Source organism: Phenylobacterium sp. (assembly GCF_004799395.1).
In the GTDB taxonomy this organism is placed as follows: Bacteria; Pseudomonadota; Alphaproteobacteria; order Caulobacterales; family Caulobacteraceae; genus Phenylobacterium.
On sequence record NZ_SSMZ01000080.1, the window covers coordinates 57,150 to 77,094 of the forward strand.

Below are 19,945 nucleotides of genomic sequence, written 5' to 3' on the forward strand. Positions count from 1 at the left end.
CATATGGCCGCCATGGACGAAAACCTGCTGAACGACGTGGTGGCCGCCGCCCTGGCCGCCGGCGCCGATGCCGCCGAGGCCGTGGGCGCCGAGCGCCGCGCCCTTTCGATCACCGTGCGCAACGGCGAGCTCGAGGAAGTCGAGCGCGAGGAGAGCCGCGACCTGGGCCTGCGGGTCTTCATCGGCCAGCGCCAGGCCTCCGTCTCCGGTTCGGATGTGAGCAGCGAGGCCCGCGCCAAGCTGGTGGCCCGCGTCGTGGCCATGGCGCGGCTGGCCCCCGAGGATCCCTACGCGAGCCTCGCCGATCCCGAGCGGCTGGCCCGTGGGCCGCTGGCCGACCTCGACCTCTATGACCCGGCCGAGCCTGAGCCCGAAGCTCTGGAAGCCAGGGCGCGCATCGCCGAGGCAGCGGCCCGCGCGGTGCCGAAGGTGACCAATTCCGATGGCGGCTCGGCGAGCTGGTCGGCTGGCCAGTGGCGGATTGTCACCACCGCAGGCTTCTCGGGCCTGCACCGGGCCTCCTCGTTCTCGCTGGGGGCCTCGGCCATCGCCGGCGACGCCGACGGCATGGAGACCGGCTACGACGGCCGCTCGGTCCGCTGGCAAGGCGACCTCCCGGACGCGGCGGCCATCGGGACAGAGGCCGGCTCCCGGGCCGCCGGCCGGCTCGGCGCGCGCAAGATCCAATCCACCACGGCGCCGGTGATCTTTGAGAACCGCCTGGCGGCCTCGCTGCTGGGTCCGCTGATCGGCGCCGTCTCCGGCCCTTCGATCGCGCGCGGCACCTCATTCCTGAAGGAGAAACTGGGCCAGCCGGTGTTCGCCAAGGGCGTCGCCGTCACCGACGACCCGCACCGCCTGCGCGGCCTGGGCTCCTCGCCCTTCGACGACGAAGGCGTCGCCAACGGCAAGATCAGCCTGGTCGACGACGGCGTGCTGACCACCTGGCTCCTGAACACCTCCTCGGCCCGCCAGCTGGGCCTGGCGACCACCGGTCACGCCTCGCGCGGCCTCGCGGGACCGCCCGGCGTCGGGCCGTCGAACCTGACCCTGGTTCCAGGGACCCGCAGCCAGGCGGAGCTGATGGCCGACGCCGGCGCGGGCTTGCTGGTCACCTCGATGTTCGGGCCTTCGCTGAACGGCAACACCGGCGACTGGTCGGTGGGCTGCTCGGGCTTCTGGTTCGAGAGCGGGCAGGTCGCCTATCCGGTCAACGAGATCACCGTGGCGGGCAATCTGATCGACATCTACGCCCGCCTGGTCCCCGGCGCCGACCTGGAGATCAGGGGCGCCTCGAATGCGCCCTCGATCCTGGTCGACAACCTGGCGATCGCCGGCCTCTAGGGCACGGCCCATTGATCCCAAGGCGGCGGGAGCCTATCGGCTGCGCCAAAGCGCGTGCGCGCATCTCCACGACCCGAAAAGACCTGAGACCTCCATGCCCGACAAACAGCTCCTCCACCTGGTGATCGGCGGCGAACTGAAGGCCCTCGACGGCCCCGCCGAGTTCCGCGACCTGACCAAGGTCGACCTGGTGGGCGCCTATCCGAACTACACTCAGGCGCTAGCCGCCTGGCGCGGCAAGGCCCAGTCGACGGTGGACAATGCGCTGATGCGCTACTTCATCATCCACGCCCACAAGCTGCTCGACCCAGACTCGGACCACGACCACGACCACGGGCACGACCACTAGCGGCTATTCGCGCCGCAGCAGCTTCTCCGTCAGCACCGAGCCCAGCATGCCGGCGCGGAAATCGGCCTTCATGCCGGCGGGGTCGTACATCGGGCTCTCGACCCATTCGAGGAACGACATGCCGGCGGGCTCGCCCTCCCCGAGGTAGCGCTCGAAGACGTAGTCCAGCACGCCGGTCTTGCCCTGCTTCACGTGCAGATAGCGGATGTGCAGCTGATCCAGGGCCTCGCGGATCGGTAGGCCCTTGTGGAGGTGCATGTAGAGCACGCTCATGATCCCCGCGCGGTCCGCGCCGGACTTGCAGTGGATCAGGGCCGGATAGGCGATGGTCTCATAGAGCCGCTTGGCGCCCAGCACCCGGTCGCGGCTGGGGACTTCGCGCGATGTGATGGTGAAATCGACCATCTCCAGGCCGAGTCTGCGGCAGGCGTCCTTTTCCAGGGCGTGGAAGCTGGCGTCGAACCCGCCGCGCAGATTGACGATGGTCTTGATCCCACGCGCCTTCCAGGCGGCCAGCTGGTGCGGCCAGGGCTGGTTAGTGCGCACCAGGTCCTCGGAGATCCAGTGGGCGTTCTGGAAGCCGAGCCGCAGATAGGCGTGGTCGTTCCACAGGTAGTCCGCATAGGTCTTGAACCGCCCACCCGGGGTGGCGAGGTCGAATCCAGGCTTGGTTGGCGCAAGCGTCATGGCGCCCCATCTAAGGGTTCCGCCGCCCCGACGGAAGCTGTGGCGCTCATACGATGACGCCGCACCTCGGCAGGCCGGCCGCTTGACTCCAACCCCGCATCGGACGACCCCAAGCCGTATGACTGCGCCCGAACCGCCCGAGCTTAGCGCCCGCGCCCTGATCGGCCGGGTGGCGCGGATTTACCTGTTGCCGCGCTGGAAGGGCTGGATCACCGCCTTCCTGGCGGCCATCGTCAGCGCGTTCTTCACGACCGAGCTGGCCCAGATCCTGGAGCCGGCGACCAACGACCTGTTCGTCAACCACAAGCCCGGCCAACTCGTCCGGCTGCCGCTGATGATCGTGGCGATCGCGGTGGCGCGCCTGGCCGCATCGATCGTACAGGCCTCGCTGGTCAACCGCATGGGCAATGGCGTGGTGGGCGATGTGCAGGTGCAGCTCTTTGGCCGCATGGTGCGCGCCGACCTCGCCCGTATCCGCAGCCAGCATTCTGGGTCCTATGTGGCGTCGGTGCTCTATGACGCCGGCCTGATCCGCGAGGCGGTGACCTCGGGCGTCATCAACTACACGCGCGAACTCCTGATCGTGATCGGGGCGTTCACGGTGATGATCGGCAACGACCGCTGGCTGACCATCGGGGTCGTCGTCGTCGCGCCGCTCGCGGTCGCCATCATGCGCCGTTTCTCCAAGCGCTCCAGCAAGGCCGCCCGCGGGGCCATGGCCGAAACCTCGGCGCTATCGACGGCGATCATGGAGAGCCTGGACGGGGTCCGCATCGTCAAGATCGAGAACCGCGAGACCTATGAGGAAGACCGCGTCGCCGAAGTGGTGACACGCCGCCAGAGCCACCTGATCAAGGGCGCCAATGCGCGGGCCTTCGCCGCGCCTTCCACAGAGCTGGTGATGACGCTGCTGACGGCGGCGGTGCTGGCCTACGCCGGCTGGCGATCGCAGCAAGGCCACATGACCGCTGGAGCGTTCGTGTCGTTCATGGCGGCGCTGGCCATGGGCTCGCAGTCGCTACGGCAGGTGGCCAACCTGCAGACCGTATTCGCCGAAGGCATGGCTGCGATGCGCCGCCTCTTCACTGCGCTCGACGTCGAGCCGGAGGTGCGCGAGCACGCCGGCGCGGGGGTCCTCACGCTCAGCGGCGGCGCCGTGCGGCTGGAAAAGGTCAGCTTCCGCTACGAGGGCCATGGCCCGGCGATCCTCAACAGCGTCTCGCTGGAAGCCCGGCGCGGCGAGACCGTGGCCCTGGTCGGCCCTTCCGGCGGCGGCAAGAGCACGATCCTGAACCTGATTCCCCGCTTCTATGACCCGACCGAGGGCCGCGTGACCCTCGACGGCGTGGACGTTCGCGACGTGACGCTGAAGTCCTTGCGCAGCCAGATCGCGCTGGTCACCCAGGAAGCCTTCCTGTTCGACGACACCATTCGCGCCAACATCGCCTACGCCCGGCCTGACGCCAGCGCCGAGGCCGTGGAGCTGGCGGCGCGCGAGGCCGCGGCCCACGACTTCATCTTGGGCCTGCCCAAGGGCTATGACACCCAGGTCGGCGAGGCTGGCGCGCGGCTCTCCGGCGGGCAGCGGCAACGCATCGCCATCGCCCGCGCCTTCCTCAAGGACGCCCCGATCCTGCTGCTGGACGAGGCCACCAGTGCGCTGGACACCGAGAGCGAGGCCCAGGTGCAGGCGGCCCTGAAGCGGCTGATGGCCGGCCGCGCCACCATCCTGATCGCCCACCGTCTGTCGACCGTGCGCGGCGCGGACCGCATCTACGTCCTCGACAAGGGGCGGATCGTGGAGACTGGCGACCATGCCTCCCTGGTCCGCAAGCGCGGCCTCTACGCCCGCCTGGCCCGCAACCAGGACCTGGAGCCCGAGGCCGCGCCGGAGCCGGCGGCTTGAAGAAGCTGCTGCGCAGCGACGCTGTCCAGAACCTGCTGGGCTGGCTGTTGGGGATCTATATCCGCCTGATCCTGCACACGGTGCGCTGGCGGCACGTGAACCTGGAGTGCGTCGAGCCGGTCCTGTCCGGGAACGCCGGCGCCGTGGCCCTGTTCTGGCATGGCCGCATTCCGCTTTGCCTGGCCACGGCGCCGCAGTGGTGGCGCAAGAACACCAAGGCGATGATCTCGCCCTCGGCGGATGGCCAGTTCATCGCCACCGCCCTCGAGATGGCGGGTTTTCCAGGCGTGCGCATCTCCACCGCCAAGCCGGGCGACACGGCCAAGGCGCGCCAGGCGGTGGTGGCCTTCCGCGAGGCGATCAACCACGTGGCCGCGGGAGGGGCTCTGGTGGTGACCCCGGACGGGCCGCGTGGGCCGAACGAGGTGATCGCGCCCGGGGCGCTGCAGATCGCCAAGCGTTCGAAGCAGCCGGTCTTCCTGATGGGCATAGCGGCCAGTCCGGCCATCCAGCTGAACGGCTGGGACAAGATCATGTTTGCAGCCCCCTTCGGCCGCGGCGCCGTGGTGTGGGACGGCCCGCTCCATGTGCCGGACGGGATCGACGAGGCGGGCTCCGAGGCATTGCTCGCCCAATGGTCGGCCCGCCTCTCAGCGGTCACCCGACAGGCGGAAGCCCTGGTGGGACGTCGCGCCGGCTAGCACCCCGGCCGTGATGTGGATATCACGGTCCGATGCCAAGGCGCGTCAGAGGATCGGCTCCGGGCGGGGACGCCACGCCCACCGCGGTTCGGCTGCGCGACGCGGCCATGGCCGAGTTCAACGCCCATGGTTTCGCCGGCACCGACAGCAACCGCATCGCCCGGCGCGCCGGCTTCGCGCCACAGACCTTCTACCGCTGGTACAAGGATAAGACCGAGGTCTTCATCGCCTGCTACCGGGCCTGGTGGGATGAGGAGGAGGCGTCGCTGCAGGCCCTGTTCGACCGTGACGCCCCATCCGAGGCCCTGGTCGAGACCGGCGTCGCGCACCACCGCCGCCATCTGATGTTCCGCCGTAGCCTGCGTCAGCTGTCGATCGACGACCCCGCGGTGCGCCGCGCCCGCGCCGAGGCGCGGTTGCGGCAGGTCACGCAGCTGCGCGCCTGGGCTGGCCTGGGCTTCAGCGACGAGCAACTCGCGGTGATGTTCTTCCAGTTCGAGCGCCTGACCGACGCCATCGCCGAGGGGGAGCTGGCCGACATGGGACTCGGCGAGACCGAGGCGCGACGGCTGATCGCGGGCCTGGTGGATCGGGTGCGTGGCCGCGCCTAGCCGGCGACGCCGGCCGCGCGCCCGTAGCTGGCCGCCAGGATCAAGAGGCCGCCGCCGATCGCCAGGTCCTTGAGGAACAGGGTCCGCTCGGCCTTATCGCCCAGGTCGAGGTGGAAGACGAAGGCCGTCGCCACACAGAACCCCGCCAGGGCCAGCGCGCCCCAGCGCGCCTGGAAGCCGCTCAGCACCGAGAGGCCTGCGCCGATCTCCAGCGCGATCACCGCCGGCAGCAGGAAGGCCGGGACGCGATGCTGGGCCATGTGATCCAGGAACGGCTTCGGCCCTAGGATCTTCGCTACGCCCGCCAGGATGAACAGCAGGGCGACCAACGCACGGCCAGCCCAATTCGCCGCGATCCAAACCATCCCCGTCTCCCTGATTCCGCCCTGCGTTTGTGATATTGATATCACCTTCTTGACCTCGTCAAGCCGCGCCCGCCGCGTTGGCGGATTGATCCTGCCGGCCCGCGGTGAGACATAGGGCCATGGCGCACACCCACGACCACGGCGATCATGACCATGACGACCATGATCATCGGGACCACGCGCATCACGACGATGCCGCGCACGGTCATGAGCATGGCCACAAGCACAGCCACGGCCACGCCAGCGGCCATCACCACCATGCGCCGGTCGACATGGGCAGCGCTTTCGCCGTCGGGGTGACGCTGAACACGCTCTTCGTGCTGGTCGAAGTGGGCGCGGGCTTCCTGTCCCACTCGATGGCGCTGCTGGCCGACGCCGGCCACAACCTCTCCGATGTCCTTGCGTTGCTGATGGCCTGGGGCGCGACGGTGCTGGCCAGGCGGGCGCCGACCAGCCGCCGCACCTACGGACTGCGCAAGGGGACCATCCTGGCCTCATTGGGCAATGCGGTCTTCCTATTGCTGGCGATCGGGGCGATCGTCTCGGAGTCGATCCACCGCCTGACCCTGCACACCGCGATCGACGCCCGCACCGTCATGCTGACCGCCGGCCTTGGCGTGGTGATCAACACCACGACCGCGCTGCTGTTCATGCGCGGCAGCCAAGAGGACCTGAACGTCCGCGGCGCCTTCCTGCACATGGCCAGCGACGCGGCGATTTCGGTGGCAGTCGTGATCGGCGCTGCGGTCATCGCCTTCACCGGCCTGCAATGGATCGACCCCGTCCTCAGCCTGGGAATCGCGGCGATCATCGTCATGGGCACCTGGGGTCTGCTGCGGGACTCAGTGAACCTGGCGCTGGACGGCGCGCCGCGCGGAATCGACGTCGCTGAGGTGCGCGAGTGGCTGGCCGCCCTGCCCGGCGTGGAAGAGATCCACGACCTGCACGTCTGGGCGATGAGCACGACGGAGACGGCGCTGACGGCCCATGTGATCCGCCCGGCCGCCAAAAATGAGACAGGGGGCGACGATGGCGACAGCTTCCTGCACTCGGCCTGCGAGGGCCTCGCCCACCGCTTCAACATCGGTCACGCCACCCTGCAGGTGGAGACCGACAGCGAGCACGCCTGCCGCCTGGCCCCCGCCGGCGTGGTGTGAGCCGAACGCCCCGCACCTTGCCGCTGGCCCTCTACGCCGCGGCGACGGGCCTGCTGGAGCCCCTGGCGCCGAGCCTGCTGCGCCGGCGCGCGGCCCGCGGCAAGGAAGCGCCTGACCGCCTGAACGAGCGCCTGGGCCGGCCCGACCTGCCCAGGCCTGATGGCCCCCTCGCCTGGCTGCACGGGGTCAGTGTGGGCGAGAGCCTGTCGCTGCTGCCGCTGATCGCCGCGTTGCGCGCGGCCCGCCCGGGCCTGTCCATCCTCGTCACCTCCGGCACGGTGACCTCCGCCCAGGTCCTGGCCCAGCGGCTGCCCCCCGGCGTGATCCACCAGTTCGCACCCGTCGACGCGCCTGGCGCGGCGGCGCGCTTCCTCGACCACTGGCGTCCGGACGCCGTGCTGTTCGTCGAAAGCGAGCTCTGGCCGAACCTGATCGTGGCGGCCAAGGCCCGCGGCGCGCGCCTGGCCCTGATCTCGGCGCGGATGACGAAGGCCAGCGCCGACGGCTGGGGACGCGCGCCCGGCACGGCGCGCGCGCTGCTGCAGGCCTTCGATCTGGTGCTGGCGCAGGACGGCGACACCGAGGCGCGATTGGCGGCCCTGGGCGCCACGCTCGGGCCGCGGCTGAACCTGAAGCTGGTGGGCGAGGCGCCGCCGGTAGACGCAGCGATCGTGGCCGCCTTGAAGGCGGGCCTGGGCGGGCGCAAGGCCGTGCTGGCCGCCAGCACCCATCCCGGCGAGGAGGCGCTTGTCGCCCAGGCGTTTCGCACCGCCACGGCCGAAGGGCCGCCCGCCGTGCTGCTCGTCGCCCCGCGCCACCCCGAGCGCGGGCCCGACGTCGCCAGCGAACTCCAGGGCCTGGGCTTCACAGTCGCCCGGCGCGCGGCGGGGGAGCCGCTGACGCCGCGGACCGACGCCTATGTGGTGGACACCCTGGGCGAGCTCGGCGGCTTCTACGCGACTTCGGACGCGGTGGTGATGGGTGGCAGCTTCGTGGCCGGGGTCGGCGGGCACAACCCGCTGGAGGCCGCCCGGCTGGAAGCCGCCATCGTAACGGGTCCTCACGCATTCAACGCCCGCGACATCTATGCGGCGATGCTCGCCAACGCCGCCGCCATCGAGGCCGCCGACGCCGGCGCGCTCGCGCGGCACATCGCGGGCCTGCTGGCCAATCCGATGATCGCGCGGCGGATCGGCGAGGCGGCGGCCGACTACGCGGCGCGGCAGGGCGCAGCGCTGATCGCCGCCATGGCCCTGATCGAGCCCCTGCTGGCCGCATGAAGCTCTCGACGCCCCGCTGGTGGTACGTGCGCGACGACGCCCAGCGGCGCGGCGGCATGCCGTGGATCCGCGCGGCGCTGACGCCGGCCTCCTGGATCTGGACGGCGGTGACCGCGCGGCGGATCGCCCGCACCGTCCCCGTCGATCCCGGCGTCCCGGTGATCTGTGTCGGCAACCTCACGATGGGCGGCGTCGGCAAGACCCCAGTGGTGAGCGCGCTCGCCGACCGGCTCGCCGCGCGGGGCCTGGCGGTCCATCTGCTGTCGCGGGGCTACGGCGGCCGGCTGGAGGGTCCCGTGCGGGTCGAACCCGCGACGCACACCACAGGCGATGTCGGCGACGAGCCGCTGATGCTCGCGGCCCACTATCCGGTCTGGGTGTCCCGCGACCGCGCCGCCGGAGCCAAGGCGGCCGCAGCCGCCGGGGCCCAGGTGATCGTCATGGACGACGGCCACCAGAACCCCTCGGTGAAGAAGGCCCTGTCGCTGGTTGTGGTGGATGGCGAGACCCGCGGCGAGGACTGGCCGTTCGGCGACGGGCGCGTGTTCCCCGCCGGGCCCATGCGCGAGCCGCTGGCCGTGGGCCTGGCGCGGGCGGATGCGGTTCTGGTGCTGCTTCCCGGAGACCTGCCCCAGGCGGAGGCGGAGCTGACCGCGATGCTGGCCGGGCCGCTATTGCTGACCGGCCACCTCCAACCGACTTCCGCGCCGCCGGCGGGGCCGCAGGTGGGCTTCGCCGGCATCGGCAAGCCGTGGAAGGTGGCCGCCTCTCTGAAAGCCGCCGGCTGCGAGCTCGCCGACTTCGCGCCCTTCCCCGATCACGCCGCCTACAGCCAAGCGACGCTGAAGGCGCTCGCCGACCGCGCCAGCGTCTTCAACGCCGGCCTGGTGACCACCGAGAAGGACTGGGTGCGCCTACCGCCGGAATGGCGCGCGCGGGTCGCCGTCTGGCCGGTGAAGGCGGTGTTCGACGACCCCGCGGCGCTGGACTCCCTGCTGGCGAAGGCCGGGATCGGCTAGGCGACCGCGCCAGCCTTCTCCGCGAACTTCCAGCTGGCCTGGGCCAGGGAGATCACGCGGTCGGCCTGCTGGGCGGCGTGGGGGCTGTTGGCAGTGCCGTCGCGCACCCGCCCGACGATGCCCTGCAGGATGCCCGCCAGGCGGAAGGCGTTGTAGCTGAAGAACCAGTTCAGATCGTGCAGGCCGGTGCGGCCCGTCAGGCTGCAGTAGTACTCCACGGTCTCGTCCATGGTCGGAATGCCGTGGGCCTTCTGATCCGGGACCGTCGAGATCGTGCCGTTGACCCAGTTCATGAGCAGATAGGTGAAGTCGGCCAGAGGCTCGCCGAGCGTCGACAGTTCCCAATCCAACACCGCAGTCACCTTGGGTTCGGTCGGGTGGAAGATCATGTTGTCGAGACGGTAGTCGCCGTGGACGATCGAGGTCCGTTCCTGCGCGGGCAGGGTCTTCGGCAGCCAGTCGATCAGCCGTTCGATCTCCGGGATGTGCTGGGTCTCGGACGCCTTGTACTGCTTGGTCCAGCGCTCGACCTGACGACCCATATAGTTGCCCGGCCGGCCATAGTCGGAGAGGCCGATGGCCTCGTAGTCGGTGTTGTGCAGGTCGGCGAGCACCTTGATCTTGTCCATGAAGATCGCGTGGCGCTCGGGCGGTTGGTACTGCGGCAGGGTCTGGTCCCAGAGGATGCGGCCCTCGACCATGTCCATGATGTAGAACCAGGTGCCGATCACCTCGTCGTCGATGCAAAGGCCGTAGGTCTTCGCCACCGGAAAGCCGGTCGTTCCGAGCGCGGTGATCACCTTGTATTCGCGATCCACCGCGTGGGCGGATGGCAGCAGCTTGCCCGGCGGCTTGCGGCGCAGGACGTACTTCTTGCCCGGCGTGATCAGCTGATAGGTGGGGTTCGATTGGCCGCCCTTGAACTGGCGCACCTCCAGCGGACCGGTGTAGCCCGCGACATTGGCCTGCATCCAGCGGGCTAGGGCGGCTTCGTCGAACTTGTGCGACTCCGCCACGTCCTTGGTGCCGGTGTTGAGCTGTTCGCGCTCCTGCTCGGCGACGTCGACCATGGCGATCCCTCGTACAATTGTTTGAAGCCACTTTATCGGGGCGGCCGCCTTCGGAGCAAGGCGCTCGGGTCACCTTCTCAGCGGGCCAGCGCGCGCCAGCCGATGTCGGTGCGATGGAAGCCCTGCGGCCAGTCGATCCGGGCGACCGCGCCGTAGGCGCGCTCGCGGGCCTCGGCGAGGTCGGTCCCGGCGGCGCAGACGTTGAGCGCGCGGCCGGCGCCGGCCAGCACCGCGCCGTCTGGCCCGGCCGAGGTCCCGGCGTGGAAGACCACCACGCCTTCGCCGAAATCCTGGTCCAGGCCGCCGATCACGCTGCCGGCCTTGGCTGGACCGGGATAGCCCTCGGTGGCCAGCACAACGCAGACCGCGTCGTCGTCGCGCCAGACGGGCTCCGGCATCTCGTGTAGGCGGCCCGTGGCGCAGGCCACCAGGTAGGGCACGAGGTCGCTTTCCAGGCGCAGCATCAGCACCTGGCATTCCGGGTCGCCGAAACGGGCGTTGAACTCGATCAGCTTCGGCCCGTGGCGCGTCGCCATCAGCTCCACGAACAGCACCCCGCGGTAGGGCGCGCCGTCGGCGGCGATGCCCTTGAACGCTGGCTCGACGAGGCGTTTGCGGGTCTGCTCGACCAGGTCGTAGGTGAAGACCGGCGCCGGCGAATAGGTCCCCATGCCGCCGGTGTTCGGCCCCTCGTCACCGTCGAAGGCGCGCTTGTGGTCCTGGGCCCAGCCGAACAGCATCGAATGCTTGCCGTCGCAGAGCGCGAAGAGCGAGCCGATCTCGCCTTCGAGGAATTCTTCGATGACCACCCGAGCGCCGGCCGCGCCAAAGTTCCCTGAGAAGGCGTCGTCGATAGCGGCCTCGGCGGCGGCGCGGTCGGTGGCGATCACCACGCCCTTGCCCGCGGCCAGGCCGTCGGCCTTGACCACATAGGGCGGCTCGAAGTGCGCCAGGGCAGCCTTGGCGGCCGGGGCGTCGTCACAGATGCTGTAGCTGGACGTCGGCAGGTGATGGCGGTCGCAGAAGGCCTTGGTGAAGGCCTTGGAGGACTCCAGCCGGCCCGCCGCGGCGCTGGGCCCGAAACAGGAGATGGCGGCGGCCTCCAACGCGTCGGCCAACCCGGCCTCGATGGCCACCTCAGGCCCGATCACCACGAGATCAGCAGCGATTTCCTGGGCGAGTTGCACCAGGCGGGCGACCTCAGTCGTCTTGATGTCCCGTGTCTCCGCCAGCATCGCCATGCCGGGATTGCCCGGCGCGCAGACCAGGCGGGTCAGCAGAGGCGACTGCTTGATCTTCCAGGCCAGCGCATGTTCGCGCCCGCCCGAGCCCACGAGGAGGATGTTCATGGGCTGCGCTTTAGCGCGGCTCAACCCTCAAGGTCGAGGGAGTAGCCGGCTGAACGAACGGTCCGGATCGGATCGTCGGTCTCCGAGACGCCGAGCGCCTTCCTCAGCCGGCCGATATGCACGTCGACGGTGCGGGCCTCGACATAGACGTCGGAGCCCCAGACGGCGTCCAGCAGTTGCTCGCGGGAGAACACCCGGCCGGGGTGCTGCATCAGGTAGTCGAGCAGCCGGAATTCGGTGGGGCCGAGGTGGATCTCCTGGCCGGCCCGCTTCACGCGGTGCGCCACGCGGTCGATGAGCAGGTCGCCGCGGCGGACGCGGTCCTCGGCGAGGCCCGGGCGGATGCGGCGCAGCACGGCGCGAATGCGCGCCGTCAGCTCGGTCATCGAGAAGGGCTTGACCACATAGTCGTCGGCGCCGGTGTCGAGGCCGCGCACCCGATCGGTCTCCTCGCCGCGCGCGGTCAGCATGATGATCGGCACGTTGCGGGTCTCGTTGCGCTGGCGCAGGCGCCGGCAGACCTCGATGCCGGAGACCTTGGGCAGCATCCAGTCCAGCACCACCAGGTCCGGCAGGCGCTCATCGACCAGCAGCAGGGCTTCCTCGCCGTCGCCGGCCAGGGCGACCTCGTAGCCCTCCTTCTGCAGGTTGTACTGGAGGAGGGTCGCGAGCGAGTCCTCGTCCTCGACCACCAGGACATGAGGCGTCATCTGCATCGTCATCAGGCCTTTAGGGCGTCGGTCTTGGGTCGCCCGCCGATCATCTCGGCGCCGGTGATTTCATAGTGCACGATCTCGGCGATGTTCGTGGCGTGGTCGCCGATCCGTTCGAGGTTCTTGGCCACGAACAGCATGTGGGCGCAGGCGGTGATCGTGCGCGGATCGCCCATCATGTAGGTGAGCAGCTCGCGGAACAGCGAGTTGTAGTGCTCGTCGACCTCGTCGTCCTGGCTCCAGACGGCGAGCGCGCGCTCCAGGTCCGAGCGGGAATAGGCGTCGATCACGCTGGAGAGCCGGCCCAGCACCAGCTTGCCCATCCGCTCGATGGAGCGGGTCAGCGGGGTGAGTGGATCGCTCTCGATGATCACCAGGGTGCGCTTGGCGATGTTCTTGGCCAGGTCCCCGCAGCGCTCGAGGTTGTTGGCCACCTTCATGGCCGCCACCGCGCGGCGGAGGTCGTCGGCCACCGGCTGGCGCAGCGCAATCAGACGGATGGTCTTGCGCTCGATGTCACGCTCGGCCTCGTCCAGCTTGTCGTCGCGCACGACGACGGAGGCGGCCAGTTCCTGGTTGCGCTTGACCACGCCGCTGACCGCATCGGCGACTTGGGCCTCGGTCAGGCCACCCATCCGTACGCACTCGGCCGCGAGACTGTTCAGCTCATCTTCGTAGGATCTGACGATGTGCTCGTTCATATGCCTCGCCTTGGGGGCTTAGGCGCCCCACGCGGTCCCTATGCTACAGTCTCATGACGCTTTGACGACGCCTGCCGGGACGTTCGCCATGGGAAAATAGGCGATGAAGGTCGAGCCCTCGCCCTCGGCGCTGGCCACCACCAGGCCGCCGCGATGGCGGTTCATGATGTGTTTGACGATGGCGAGGCCAAGGCCCGTCCCAGACCGCGCGCCGGTCTTCTGGCCATCCACCCGGTAAAAGCGCTCCGACAGTCTGGGCAGGTTCTGGCGCGCGATGCCGGGACCCAGATCGGTGACCCGCAAGACGGCGTAGGTCTCGCCCGACGGATCGGGAGCCACCAGCGACAGGCGCGGCATGGGCTCATAGCTGGCTGCAGCCGTCAGGTCGTTGATCCCACTCTGCATCTCGATGCGCACGGCCGCCCCGTCGGGAGAATATTTGATGGCGTTGTCGAGCAGGTTCTGGACCACCTGGACAATCTGGTCGCGCTCGCCGCGCACGAAGGCCGACTGAGCCGCACAGGGCCGCCAGTCGAGCTTGACCCGACGCTGGGCGCCGAGCGGCGCAGCGGCCTCAACCACTTCGCCGACCAGCAGGCCAAGGTCGACCACGCCGCGCGGCGGCACGTGCTCGTCGAGCTCGATGCGGCTGAGCGAGGTGAGGTCGGCGATCAGGCGGGCCATGCGGTCCGCCTGGGCCTGCATGATGCCGAGGAATTTCTCCCGCGCCGTGGGGTCATCCTTGGCGTGCCCGCGCAGGGTCTCGATGAAGCCGGAGAGCGAGGCCAGGGGCGTGCGTAGTTCGTGGCTGGCGTTGGCCAGGAAATCCACGCGCGTCCGCTCGACGCGCCGCACCTCGGTCTCGTCATGGAACGTGAGCAGCGCCAGGCGCGCCCCGTCGCCCCCGAAGCCCAGCCAGCGGGCCCGGACCCTGAGGCTGCGGGTCTGAGCGCCTGTGGTTTCATAGACCCCCTCGGCGTCGACTTCGTCGAACAGCGCCTTGTCGACAGCGCCCAGCACGTCCGGGTCGCGCACCGCGGAGAGCAGCATCCCCTCCTCGGCTGTGATGCGCAGGAGCTCCCGGCCGGCGGCGTTGGCCAGGATGTAGCGCCGCCCGGTCAAGTCATCGCGCTCAAAGCCGGCCACGACCAGGATCGGGTCCGGCAAGGCGTCGATCAGCGTCGCATATAGCTGCGAGGCCGGCATCGACGGCGAGACTGGATCAAGCAGGGACAGCGGCGAATCTCCGTTCCTATAGGGCCAGTCTAACATCGCCGATCGTGTGACGGGCCCGTGACGGTCGCGCAATCAGCTGTTGATGACGCGACAGGAACTCGAGCTTGGCCGTGGCCGTTGATGCAACTGAGCCAGGGGCGAGCCGATGTCCAACCTTGTCGCCAACACCGTGGGGACCGCCGCCGCGCTCTGCTCGATGAGCAGCTTCGCGCCGCAGATCGTCAAGATCTGGCGAGACCGCGACGCCTCTGAAGTCTCGCTGACCATGTACCTGGTGACAGTGGCCGGCTTTTGCCTGTGGAGCGGCTATGGGTTCATCATCGCCAGCTGGCCGGTGACCGTCTCGAACCTCGTCTGCCTGGGCATGTCCGCCACCGTGCTCGCGCTGAAATGGCGTTTCAGCCGCAGAGGCTGAGGCCTTGCGGCGGCGCGTGCTCTAGCCACATGGAAGCCGCAGCCTTAAGGCTGCGCGACGCGCGGGGGCGCAATGGCCTTTTGAGTCGAAGCATGGATGAACGTTTGGCCGCAGCGGACGCGGCGCTGAAGGCCGGCCAGACCGACGAGGCGATCGATCTGCTTATCGCATTCGCCACTGACGAGCCCAATCAACCGGCGCATATCTACCGTGTGCTGTTGACCCAGCTCTACCACCAGCAGCGCTACGAGGAAGGCGTGGTCTGGGGCTCCGCGGGAGCGGCCCGCTATCCGCGCGACCTGGGCATACTCAACCTGCTGGGCGTAACCTACCGCAAGCTCAGGCGCTACCCGGAAGCGCTGACGACGCTGGACCTGGCCTCCAAGCTTGCCCCGGGCGACGTCGCCGTGATGGCCAACCGCGGCAACGTGCTGCTCGACCTCGACGACGGGGTGCGCGCCGAGCCGGTGTTCACCCGCCTGGTGCGCAGCGACCCGCGCAATGCCGAGTACTTCCGGCAGTTGGGCCGGTCCCTCTTCAAGCAGGGCAAGCTCGGCGCCGCCCGGAGCCGCTTCAAACAGGCGGTGGCCCTGCAGAAGACCCTGGTCGACGCCTGGCTGGATCTCATCTCTGTCGCGAATGAGGAGCAGGACCCGATCGAGGCCGAGGCACTGCTCGAAAAGGCCCTGGTCGCCAATCCAGAGCACCAGAAGCTGCACGAAGCGCGAGTCGTCCTGTTTCGCCGCGCCCAGCAGGTACGCCGCGCCGACGCCTATCTAACGGAACTGTTGGAGCGGCTTCCAGAGGTCGCCTGGGTGCATTTCCAACTTGGCGTCAGCGTCGCGGACTACGCGCGCGACCGGGCGAACATTCACCTGAAGCGGGCCTCGGAACTGGCGCCGGACAATGTCGACTACCTGCTGGCGCTGATCGAAAGCCTGGAGCGGACCCGCAGCGGTGACGAGGGCGGGAACGTTGAGGCGGCCTACCAGCTCGTCGAGCGGGCCCTGGCGTTGGGCCCGACCGCTCCGGGCCAGCTGAAAGTGCTGAACGAGGTCCTGATCCGGGTCTGCGCCTTCGACGAGCTCCCGAGGCTCGGCGACTTCAAGAGCCTTGGACGCGGCTGGGCGACCACCAACCGCCACACAGCGCTCTTGAAGCAGCTGGCGCAGGTCAAGACCCTGGAAGATCGCTACGAACTGCTGGAGCAACACACGATCTGGGGCCGCAAGGTCGAGGAGGCGGCCGCCAGAGCGCCTATTCGCCATCCCGCGCCGCGCGCACCAGATGGCAAGATCAGACTGGGTTTCATGTCGTCGGACCTGCGGCAGCACCCGGTGGGTTACTTCGCCCAGCCCCTGTTCGACCACCTCGATCCGCGGTTCGAGCTCTATTGCTACTCGTTCTATCAGGGCGATGAGGCTGACCGGATGCAGCAGTATTTCGCGTCCAGGTCGACCGCTTATCGCTGGACGCCGGAGATCAGCACCCGCGACGCCGCCCAGGCGATCGCCGATGATCAGCTCGACATGCTGATCGAGCTCGGCGGCACCACGCACATGAACCGACTGGATGTGATGGCCTTTCGCGCGGCGCCGAAGCAGGCGAGCTGGTTGGGCTACCCGCACTCCGCGGGGCTATCGACGATCGATTACCTGATCACCGACCCCTACAATACGCCGCCGCGCCGCGACCTCTTGCTTGAGACGCCCCTGATGATGCCGCACACTTGGCTCGCGCTGGGTCGCGCGGTGTTCAGCGACGCCCACGAGATCAAGCCCGGGCTGCCTCAGGACAGGACTGGCGTGATCACCTACGGCACCGCCAACAACCCACATAAGTATAATCGCGAGATGTTCGCGCTGTGGAGCCGCGTGATGCAGGAGACGCCGGGTTCGCGGTTTCTGTTCGTCCGACCCGAAGGCAGTTCGGCCACCTTCCGCCGCAACATTCTCGCCGAGTTCGAGCGAGGCGGCATTGCCAAGGAGCGGATCGATTTCGCCACAGTTCGTGGCGTCCACATGCCGTTCTACAACGAGATCGACGTTAGCCTCGACACCTTCCCCTTGACCGGCGGCACGACCACCACCGAGTCCCTGTGGATGGGCGTACCCGTTGTCAGCCTGATCGGCGAGGCATTCTATGAGCGCCTGAGCTACTCGCTTCTTGCAAATAGCGGTCTGGCCGACCTGGCGAACCCGGACATGGATAGCTTTGTGCGGACGGCCGTGGCGCTCGCCGGCGATCGATCCCGTCGTATCGAGTTGAGACACGGCCTGCGCGAGAAAATCCGATCTGGCCCGCTCGGCCAGACCGACAGGTTCGCCCAGGATTTCTACGACCTGATCGCCAAGACTGTGCAACAGCCCGCTGCCTAACTGACTGACCTGCTTCAGATCAGTGCGGATAGATTGGGAGCGGCGGCAATGTCTGGAGCCCCTTTGTCAGATCGATCCAACCTGATTGGGCCACGCTAGGGACGGAAGTACTCACCCATGAGGTCGTCGGGCCGGGGGCGCATGACCAACTCGGCGCCCGCGCCGGCGAACACCATCTGGCCGCGCGGCACGTGCTTGCCGATCACCCGCGTCCCCTGCGAGATCACCACGTCATCCTCGATCATCGCCCCGGCGGCGATGGAGCTGCCTGGGTACATCACCACCCGTTCGCCGATCACCGGGATCTGGTCCTTGTGCCGCCCGACCGTCGCGTTCTGATAGAGTACGAGGTAGTTGCCGTAGGTCGCCTTGGCGAGCACGATGCCGAGGCTGTGACCGATGTAGAACACCTCGGGCATGGCGATTTCATAGAACAAATCGATGCCATTGAAGGCCTTGTTCATCAGGAACAGCCGCGTCGGCGCCTCGGTGTCCCCCGACCGCTTCCAGATCGTGTTGCTGAGGTAATACAAGAAGATCGCGTGCTGCGAAGACTGCAGAACGTTGAACTCGTCGACCCGCCACGGCGCGCAGGCGTTGATGCAGCGGTGCATCCGCTCCAGCGCTTCGTCGAAGTGGGCCTCGGCCACCGTGCGGAACACCGCCTCGCGCCCGTCCGGAACCACATGGGCGCACTGGGCGGTGATGTAGGCGAGCAGGGTCTCGCGGGTATGGCCCCGTAGCTTCAAGCCTTCAGCCCTTCCAGGTGGTGGCGCACCACATCCTTGACCGGAGCGGGCGTCACGCCAAGCGCCCGCAGGCGCCCATTGTCCGATCGCGGCGGCGGAGCCGGCGAGATATCGCGCGAAAAGTCCACGCGCCAGCCAGCTTGCAGGAAGATGTTGGCGATCTCGCCATTGGCGGTCAGATCGCCGCTGGCGACATTGACGATGCCCTGGGCCGGCTTCTCCGCCATGGCGATCAAGGAGGCCACGACGTCGTCCAGGTGGATGTAGTCGCGCGCGATGTGCGGGCTGGAGTCCAGGCGCAGTTCTCGCGTCCGCGCGGCTTCGATTAGCCATTCGGAGAGAAACCCGGGCGCCTCCAGTTCCCAGTCGAAGACATTGGACAGCCGGGCCACGGCGCCGCGGCCCTCGGTGCGCGCCAGCGTCAGGTTCTCGCCCAGGGCCTTGGAGAGGTCGTAGACCCGGCGCGGTTCGGTGACGTCGAACAGCAGCGGCGCGGTTTCGTCGAGTTCGGCAGCAGCTTGGCCGTCGTAGAGGCGGGTGGACGACAGGTAGATCAGCTGTTCGAAGCGCCCGGCCTGGATCAGTTCGCTGACCAGGGTCGCATGGGCCGCCACCGTATCGAACGGCCTGCGGTCATAGTCGGCGGTCAGGCCCGCACAGTAGAACACCACCCCCATGTCGCGGCCGAACAGCGACTTGTCGCCCTTGGCTGGGGCGTAAACGTCCCAGCCAAGGGTCGTGAGCCTGGCCTGCAGGCGGCGACCGACGAAGCCGGTCGCGCCCAGGATGGTGGCGAGGCCAGTCACCGTGGCTAGAGGCCTCCCACCGGGTGATGCAGCTTCGGATCCTTGTGGCGCAGCAACTTCGGCGAGACGTCGCGCACGATCTTGTATTCGCTGGTCTCGAAGACCTTCGGATCCTTCACCGCGACCATGTTGAAACCGTGCGGCGGGCCTTCGAGATGGATGGCGTCTGCCGGGATCAGCTCGATCGGCTTGCCAGAGAGGTCGTAGTTCGAGTTGAAGTCGCGGAGCGCGAAGAGGTGGTAGCCGTGGCCCGTGAGCAGGCGCGCGATCTCCGTCGCCTCCAAGCCGTTCGACCAGTCGACGTAGTGGCGGTGCACCTCGAAGAGGATGTCCGGCGCCTGGCCCGCCGGCATGGCCAGAAAGGGCTCGGCGCCTTTCAGCGCGCCTAGCTCGGCGCCTTCGATATCGACCACGATGAGGTCGAGCTTATCGACGCCTTGGGCCTTCAGATAGTCGGCGATGGTCACCGTCTTGAAGCCGTCCTCCGCGCCGGCCTCAGCCACTTCGACGCTGGCGAAGCTGTCGTAGCCCACGAGTTTCAGGTTGGTGCTCGAATCCGACCACAGGCCCTCGGGGCGCGGGCGGATATTGGTAAGGCCGTTCAGTTCGGCGTTGCGGGCCAGCATGGCGCGCTGCTGGTTGTTGGGCTCAAAAGCGTGCACGACGCCGCCGCGTGGCGCGATCTCGCGGGCGATCAGCACAGCATGATCGCCGAAATAGGCGCCGCCCACGACCACCTGCTTCGCGTGCTTGGCGAGGTTCACCAGGATGCGGCTTGTCTGCGGCTCCCAGGCGTGGTCGGGCGCCTCGGGGGTCGACATCACGAAGTCACGGGCGATCTTCGAGCGGTAGAGGAATTCGAATGTGACGCCCGTCGAAAGCGTCTTGCGGATGACCTGGTCGCCGTCGAATAACGCGTCGACCAGCGGGCCGGTGATCTCCTCGCGCACGTCGACGCCGGGTGCATCGATCGCGTCCTCGAAGGCGATGAGCTCGCGGATGAAGGCCGAGCGCCAAGCCTCGTCGCCGGCAATGCGTTCCAGCGCGATTAGCGCCTTTTCCTGAGCCATGAATGCGAACCTATTCCTTGAAAGCGCGGTGTATCTAGC

20 protein-coding genes are annotated in these 19,945 nt (G+C 68.4%); 10 read left to right on the top strand and 10 right to left on the bottom strand.

The window, feature by feature from the left end; translation table 11 throughout:
* Positions 1 to 12 precede the first annotated feature (12 nt).
* Entirely contained in the window at positions 13 to 1,344 is a 1,332-nt protein-coding gene (locus E8A12_RS05695; protein WP_293366925.1) for a TldD/PmbA family protein, read from the top strand.
* 94 nt (positions 1,345 to 1,438) lie between these two features.
* Positions 1,439 to 1,693, top strand: a complete 255-nt coding sequence (locus E8A12_RS05700) for a DUF4170 domain-containing protein (RefSeq protein ID WP_293366882.1) — start codon at positions 1,439 to 1,441, stop codon at positions 1,691 to 1,693.
* Between the two features lie 3 nt (positions 1,694 to 1,696).
* Here the strand turns inward: E8A12_RS05700 and E8A12_RS05705 are convergent, their stop codons facing one another.
* A complete protein-coding gene (locus E8A12_RS05705) occupies positions 1,697 to 2,380 on the bottom strand; it encodes a sulfur transferase domain-containing protein (RefSeq protein WP_293366884.1) in 684 nt (227 codons plus the stop codon).
* Between the two features lie 118 nt (positions 2,381 to 2,498).
* Between E8A12_RS05705 and E8A12_RS05710 the strand changes: the two genes are divergently transcribed.
* Genes E8A12_RS05710 through E8A12_RS05720 form a run of 3 tightly spaced genes read left to right on the top strand, consistent with a single transcriptional unit; the run spans position 2,499 to position 5,598 of the window.
* Complete coding sequence (locus E8A12_RS05710; protein ID WP_293366885.1) at positions 2,499 to 4,286, top strand: ABC transporter transmembrane domain-containing protein; 1,788 nt, start codon at positions 2,499 to 2,501, stop codon at positions 4,284 to 4,286.
* A complete protein-coding gene (locus E8A12_RS05715) occupies positions 4,283 to 4,987 on the top strand; it encodes a lysophospholipid acyltransferase family protein (RefSeq protein WP_293366886.1) in 705 nt (234 codons plus the stop codon). The genes E8A12_RS05710 and E8A12_RS05715 overlap by 4 nt, the downstream gene beginning before the upstream one ends.
* Before the next feature lie 32 nt (positions 4,988 to 5,019).
* Positions 5,020 to 5,598, top strand: coding sequence for a TetR/AcrR family transcriptional regulator (locus E8A12_RS05720; protein WP_293366887.1), 579 nt, complete (start codon positions 5,020 to 5,022; stop codon positions 5,596 to 5,598).
* On the opposite strand, the gene E8A12_RS05725 is transcribed toward E8A12_RS05720, so the two are convergent.
* Positions 5,595 to 5,963, bottom strand: coding sequence for a DoxX family protein (locus E8A12_RS05725; RefSeq protein WP_293366889.1), 369 nt, complete (start codon positions 5,961 to 5,963; stop codon positions 5,595 to 5,597). The genes E8A12_RS05720 and E8A12_RS05725 overlap by 4 nt on opposite strands.
* A gap of 119 nt (positions 5,964 to 6,082) precedes the next feature.
* Between E8A12_RS05725 and E8A12_RS05730 the strand changes: the two genes are divergently transcribed.
* Genes E8A12_RS05730 through lpxK form a run of 3 tightly spaced genes read left to right on the top strand, consistent with a single transcriptional unit; the run spans position 6,083 to position 9,419 of the window.
* Positions 6,083 to 7,120 (top strand): cation diffusion facilitator family transporter, encoded by a 1,038-nt coding sequence (locus E8A12_RS05730; RefSeq protein ID WP_293366890.1) that lies wholly within the window; start codon positions 6,083 to 6,085, stop codon positions 7,118 to 7,120.
* Positions 7,117 to 8,400, top strand: coding sequence for a 3-deoxy-D-manno-octulosonic acid transferase (locus tag E8A12_RS05735; RefSeq protein ID WP_293366892.1), 1,284 nt, complete (start codon positions 7,117 to 7,119; stop codon positions 8,398 to 8,400). The genes E8A12_RS05730 and E8A12_RS05735 overlap by 4 nt, the downstream gene beginning before the upstream one ends.
* Positions 8,397 to 9,419 (top strand): tetraacyldisaccharide 4'-kinase, encoded by a 1,023-nt coding sequence (gene lpxK / locus E8A12_RS05740; RefSeq protein WP_293366894.1) that lies wholly within the window; start codon positions 8,397 to 8,399, stop codon positions 9,417 to 9,419. The genes E8A12_RS05735 and lpxK overlap by 4 nt, the downstream gene beginning before the upstream one ends.
* Here the strand turns inward: lpxK and E8A12_RS05745 are convergent.
* The 5 genes from E8A12_RS05745 to E8A12_RS05765 form a co-directional block, all read right to left on the bottom strand.
* A complete protein-coding gene (locus E8A12_RS05745) occupies positions 9,416 to 10,489 on the bottom strand; it encodes a phosphotransferase family protein (protein ID WP_293366895.1) in 1,074 nt (357 codons plus the stop codon). The two genes, lpxK and E8A12_RS05745, sit on opposite strands and share 4 nt — an antisense overlap.
* 77 nt (positions 10,490 to 10,566) lie before the next feature.
* Positions 10,567 to 11,838: a phosphoribosylamine--glycine ligase gene (purD, locus tag E8A12_RS05750; protein ID WP_293366896.1), complete on the bottom strand. Its 1,272-nt coding sequence runs from the start codon at positions 11,836 to 11,838 to the stop codon at positions 10,567 to 10,569.
* Positions 11,839 to 11,858: 20 nt separating this feature from the next.
* The gene (gene phoB, locus E8A12_RS05755) at positions 11,859 to 12,548 is read right to left on the bottom strand and encodes a phosphate regulon transcriptional regulator PhoB (protein WP_293366926.1); all 690 of its coding nucleotides are present in this window, start codon (positions 12,546 to 12,548) and stop codon (positions 11,859 to 11,861) included.
* A gap of 11 nt (positions 12,549 to 12,559) precedes the next feature.
* On the bottom strand, positions 12,560 to 13,252 hold the full coding sequence (phoU, locus tag E8A12_RS05760; RefSeq protein WP_293366898.1) for a phosphate signaling complex protein PhoU: 693 nt from the start codon (positions 13,250 to 13,252) through the stop codon (positions 12,560 to 12,562).
* A gap of 51 nt (positions 13,253 to 13,303) precedes the next feature.
* Positions 13,304 to 14,458 (bottom strand): ATP-binding protein, encoded by a 1,155-nt coding sequence (locus E8A12_RS05765; protein WP_293366899.1) that lies wholly within the window; start codon positions 14,456 to 14,458, stop codon positions 13,304 to 13,306.
* Positions 14,459 to 14,633: 175 nt separating this feature from the next.
* Here E8A12_RS05765 and E8A12_RS05770 point away from each other — a divergent pair, with 175 nt between their 5' ends.
* Together E8A12_RS05770 and E8A12_RS05775 are read left to right on the top strand one after the other, a co-directional pair.
* Positions 14,634 to 14,903 (top strand): SemiSWEET transporter, encoded by a 270-nt coding sequence (locus tag E8A12_RS05770; protein ID WP_293366901.1) that lies wholly within the window; start codon positions 14,634 to 14,636, stop codon positions 14,901 to 14,903.
* A gap of 92 nt (positions 14,904 to 14,995) precedes the next feature.
* Complete coding sequence (locus E8A12_RS05775; RefSeq protein ID WP_293366902.1) at positions 14,996 to 17,281, top strand: tetratricopeptide repeat protein; 2,286 nt, start codon at positions 14,996 to 14,998, stop codon at positions 17,279 to 17,281.
* A 95-nt stretch (positions 17,282 to 17,376) separates the two neighbouring features.
* Here E8A12_RS05775 and E8A12_RS05780 read toward each other — a convergent pair whose 3' ends face one another.
* Genes E8A12_RS05780 through E8A12_RS05790 form a run of 3 tightly spaced genes read right to left on the bottom strand, consistent with a single transcriptional unit; the run spans position 17,377 to position 19,906 of the window.
* Positions 17,377 to 18,030 (bottom strand): hypothetical protein, encoded by a 654-nt coding sequence (locus E8A12_RS05780; RefSeq protein WP_293366903.1) that lies wholly within the window; start codon positions 18,028 to 18,030, stop codon positions 17,377 to 17,379.
* A complete protein-coding gene (locus E8A12_RS05785; protein ID WP_293366905.1) occupies positions 18,027 to 18,836 on the bottom strand; it encodes an SDR family oxidoreductase in 810 nt (269 codons plus the stop codon). Before E8A12_RS05785 ends, E8A12_RS05780 begins: the two co-directional genes overlap by 4 nt.
* Before the next feature lie 5 nt (positions 18,837 to 18,841).
* Positions 18,842 to 19,906: an FkbM family methyltransferase gene (locus E8A12_RS05790; RefSeq protein ID WP_293366906.1), complete on the bottom strand. Its 1,065-nt coding sequence runs from the start codon at positions 19,904 to 19,906 to the stop codon at positions 18,842 to 18,844.
* Between the last annotated feature and the right edge of the window lie 39 nt (positions 19,907 to 19,945).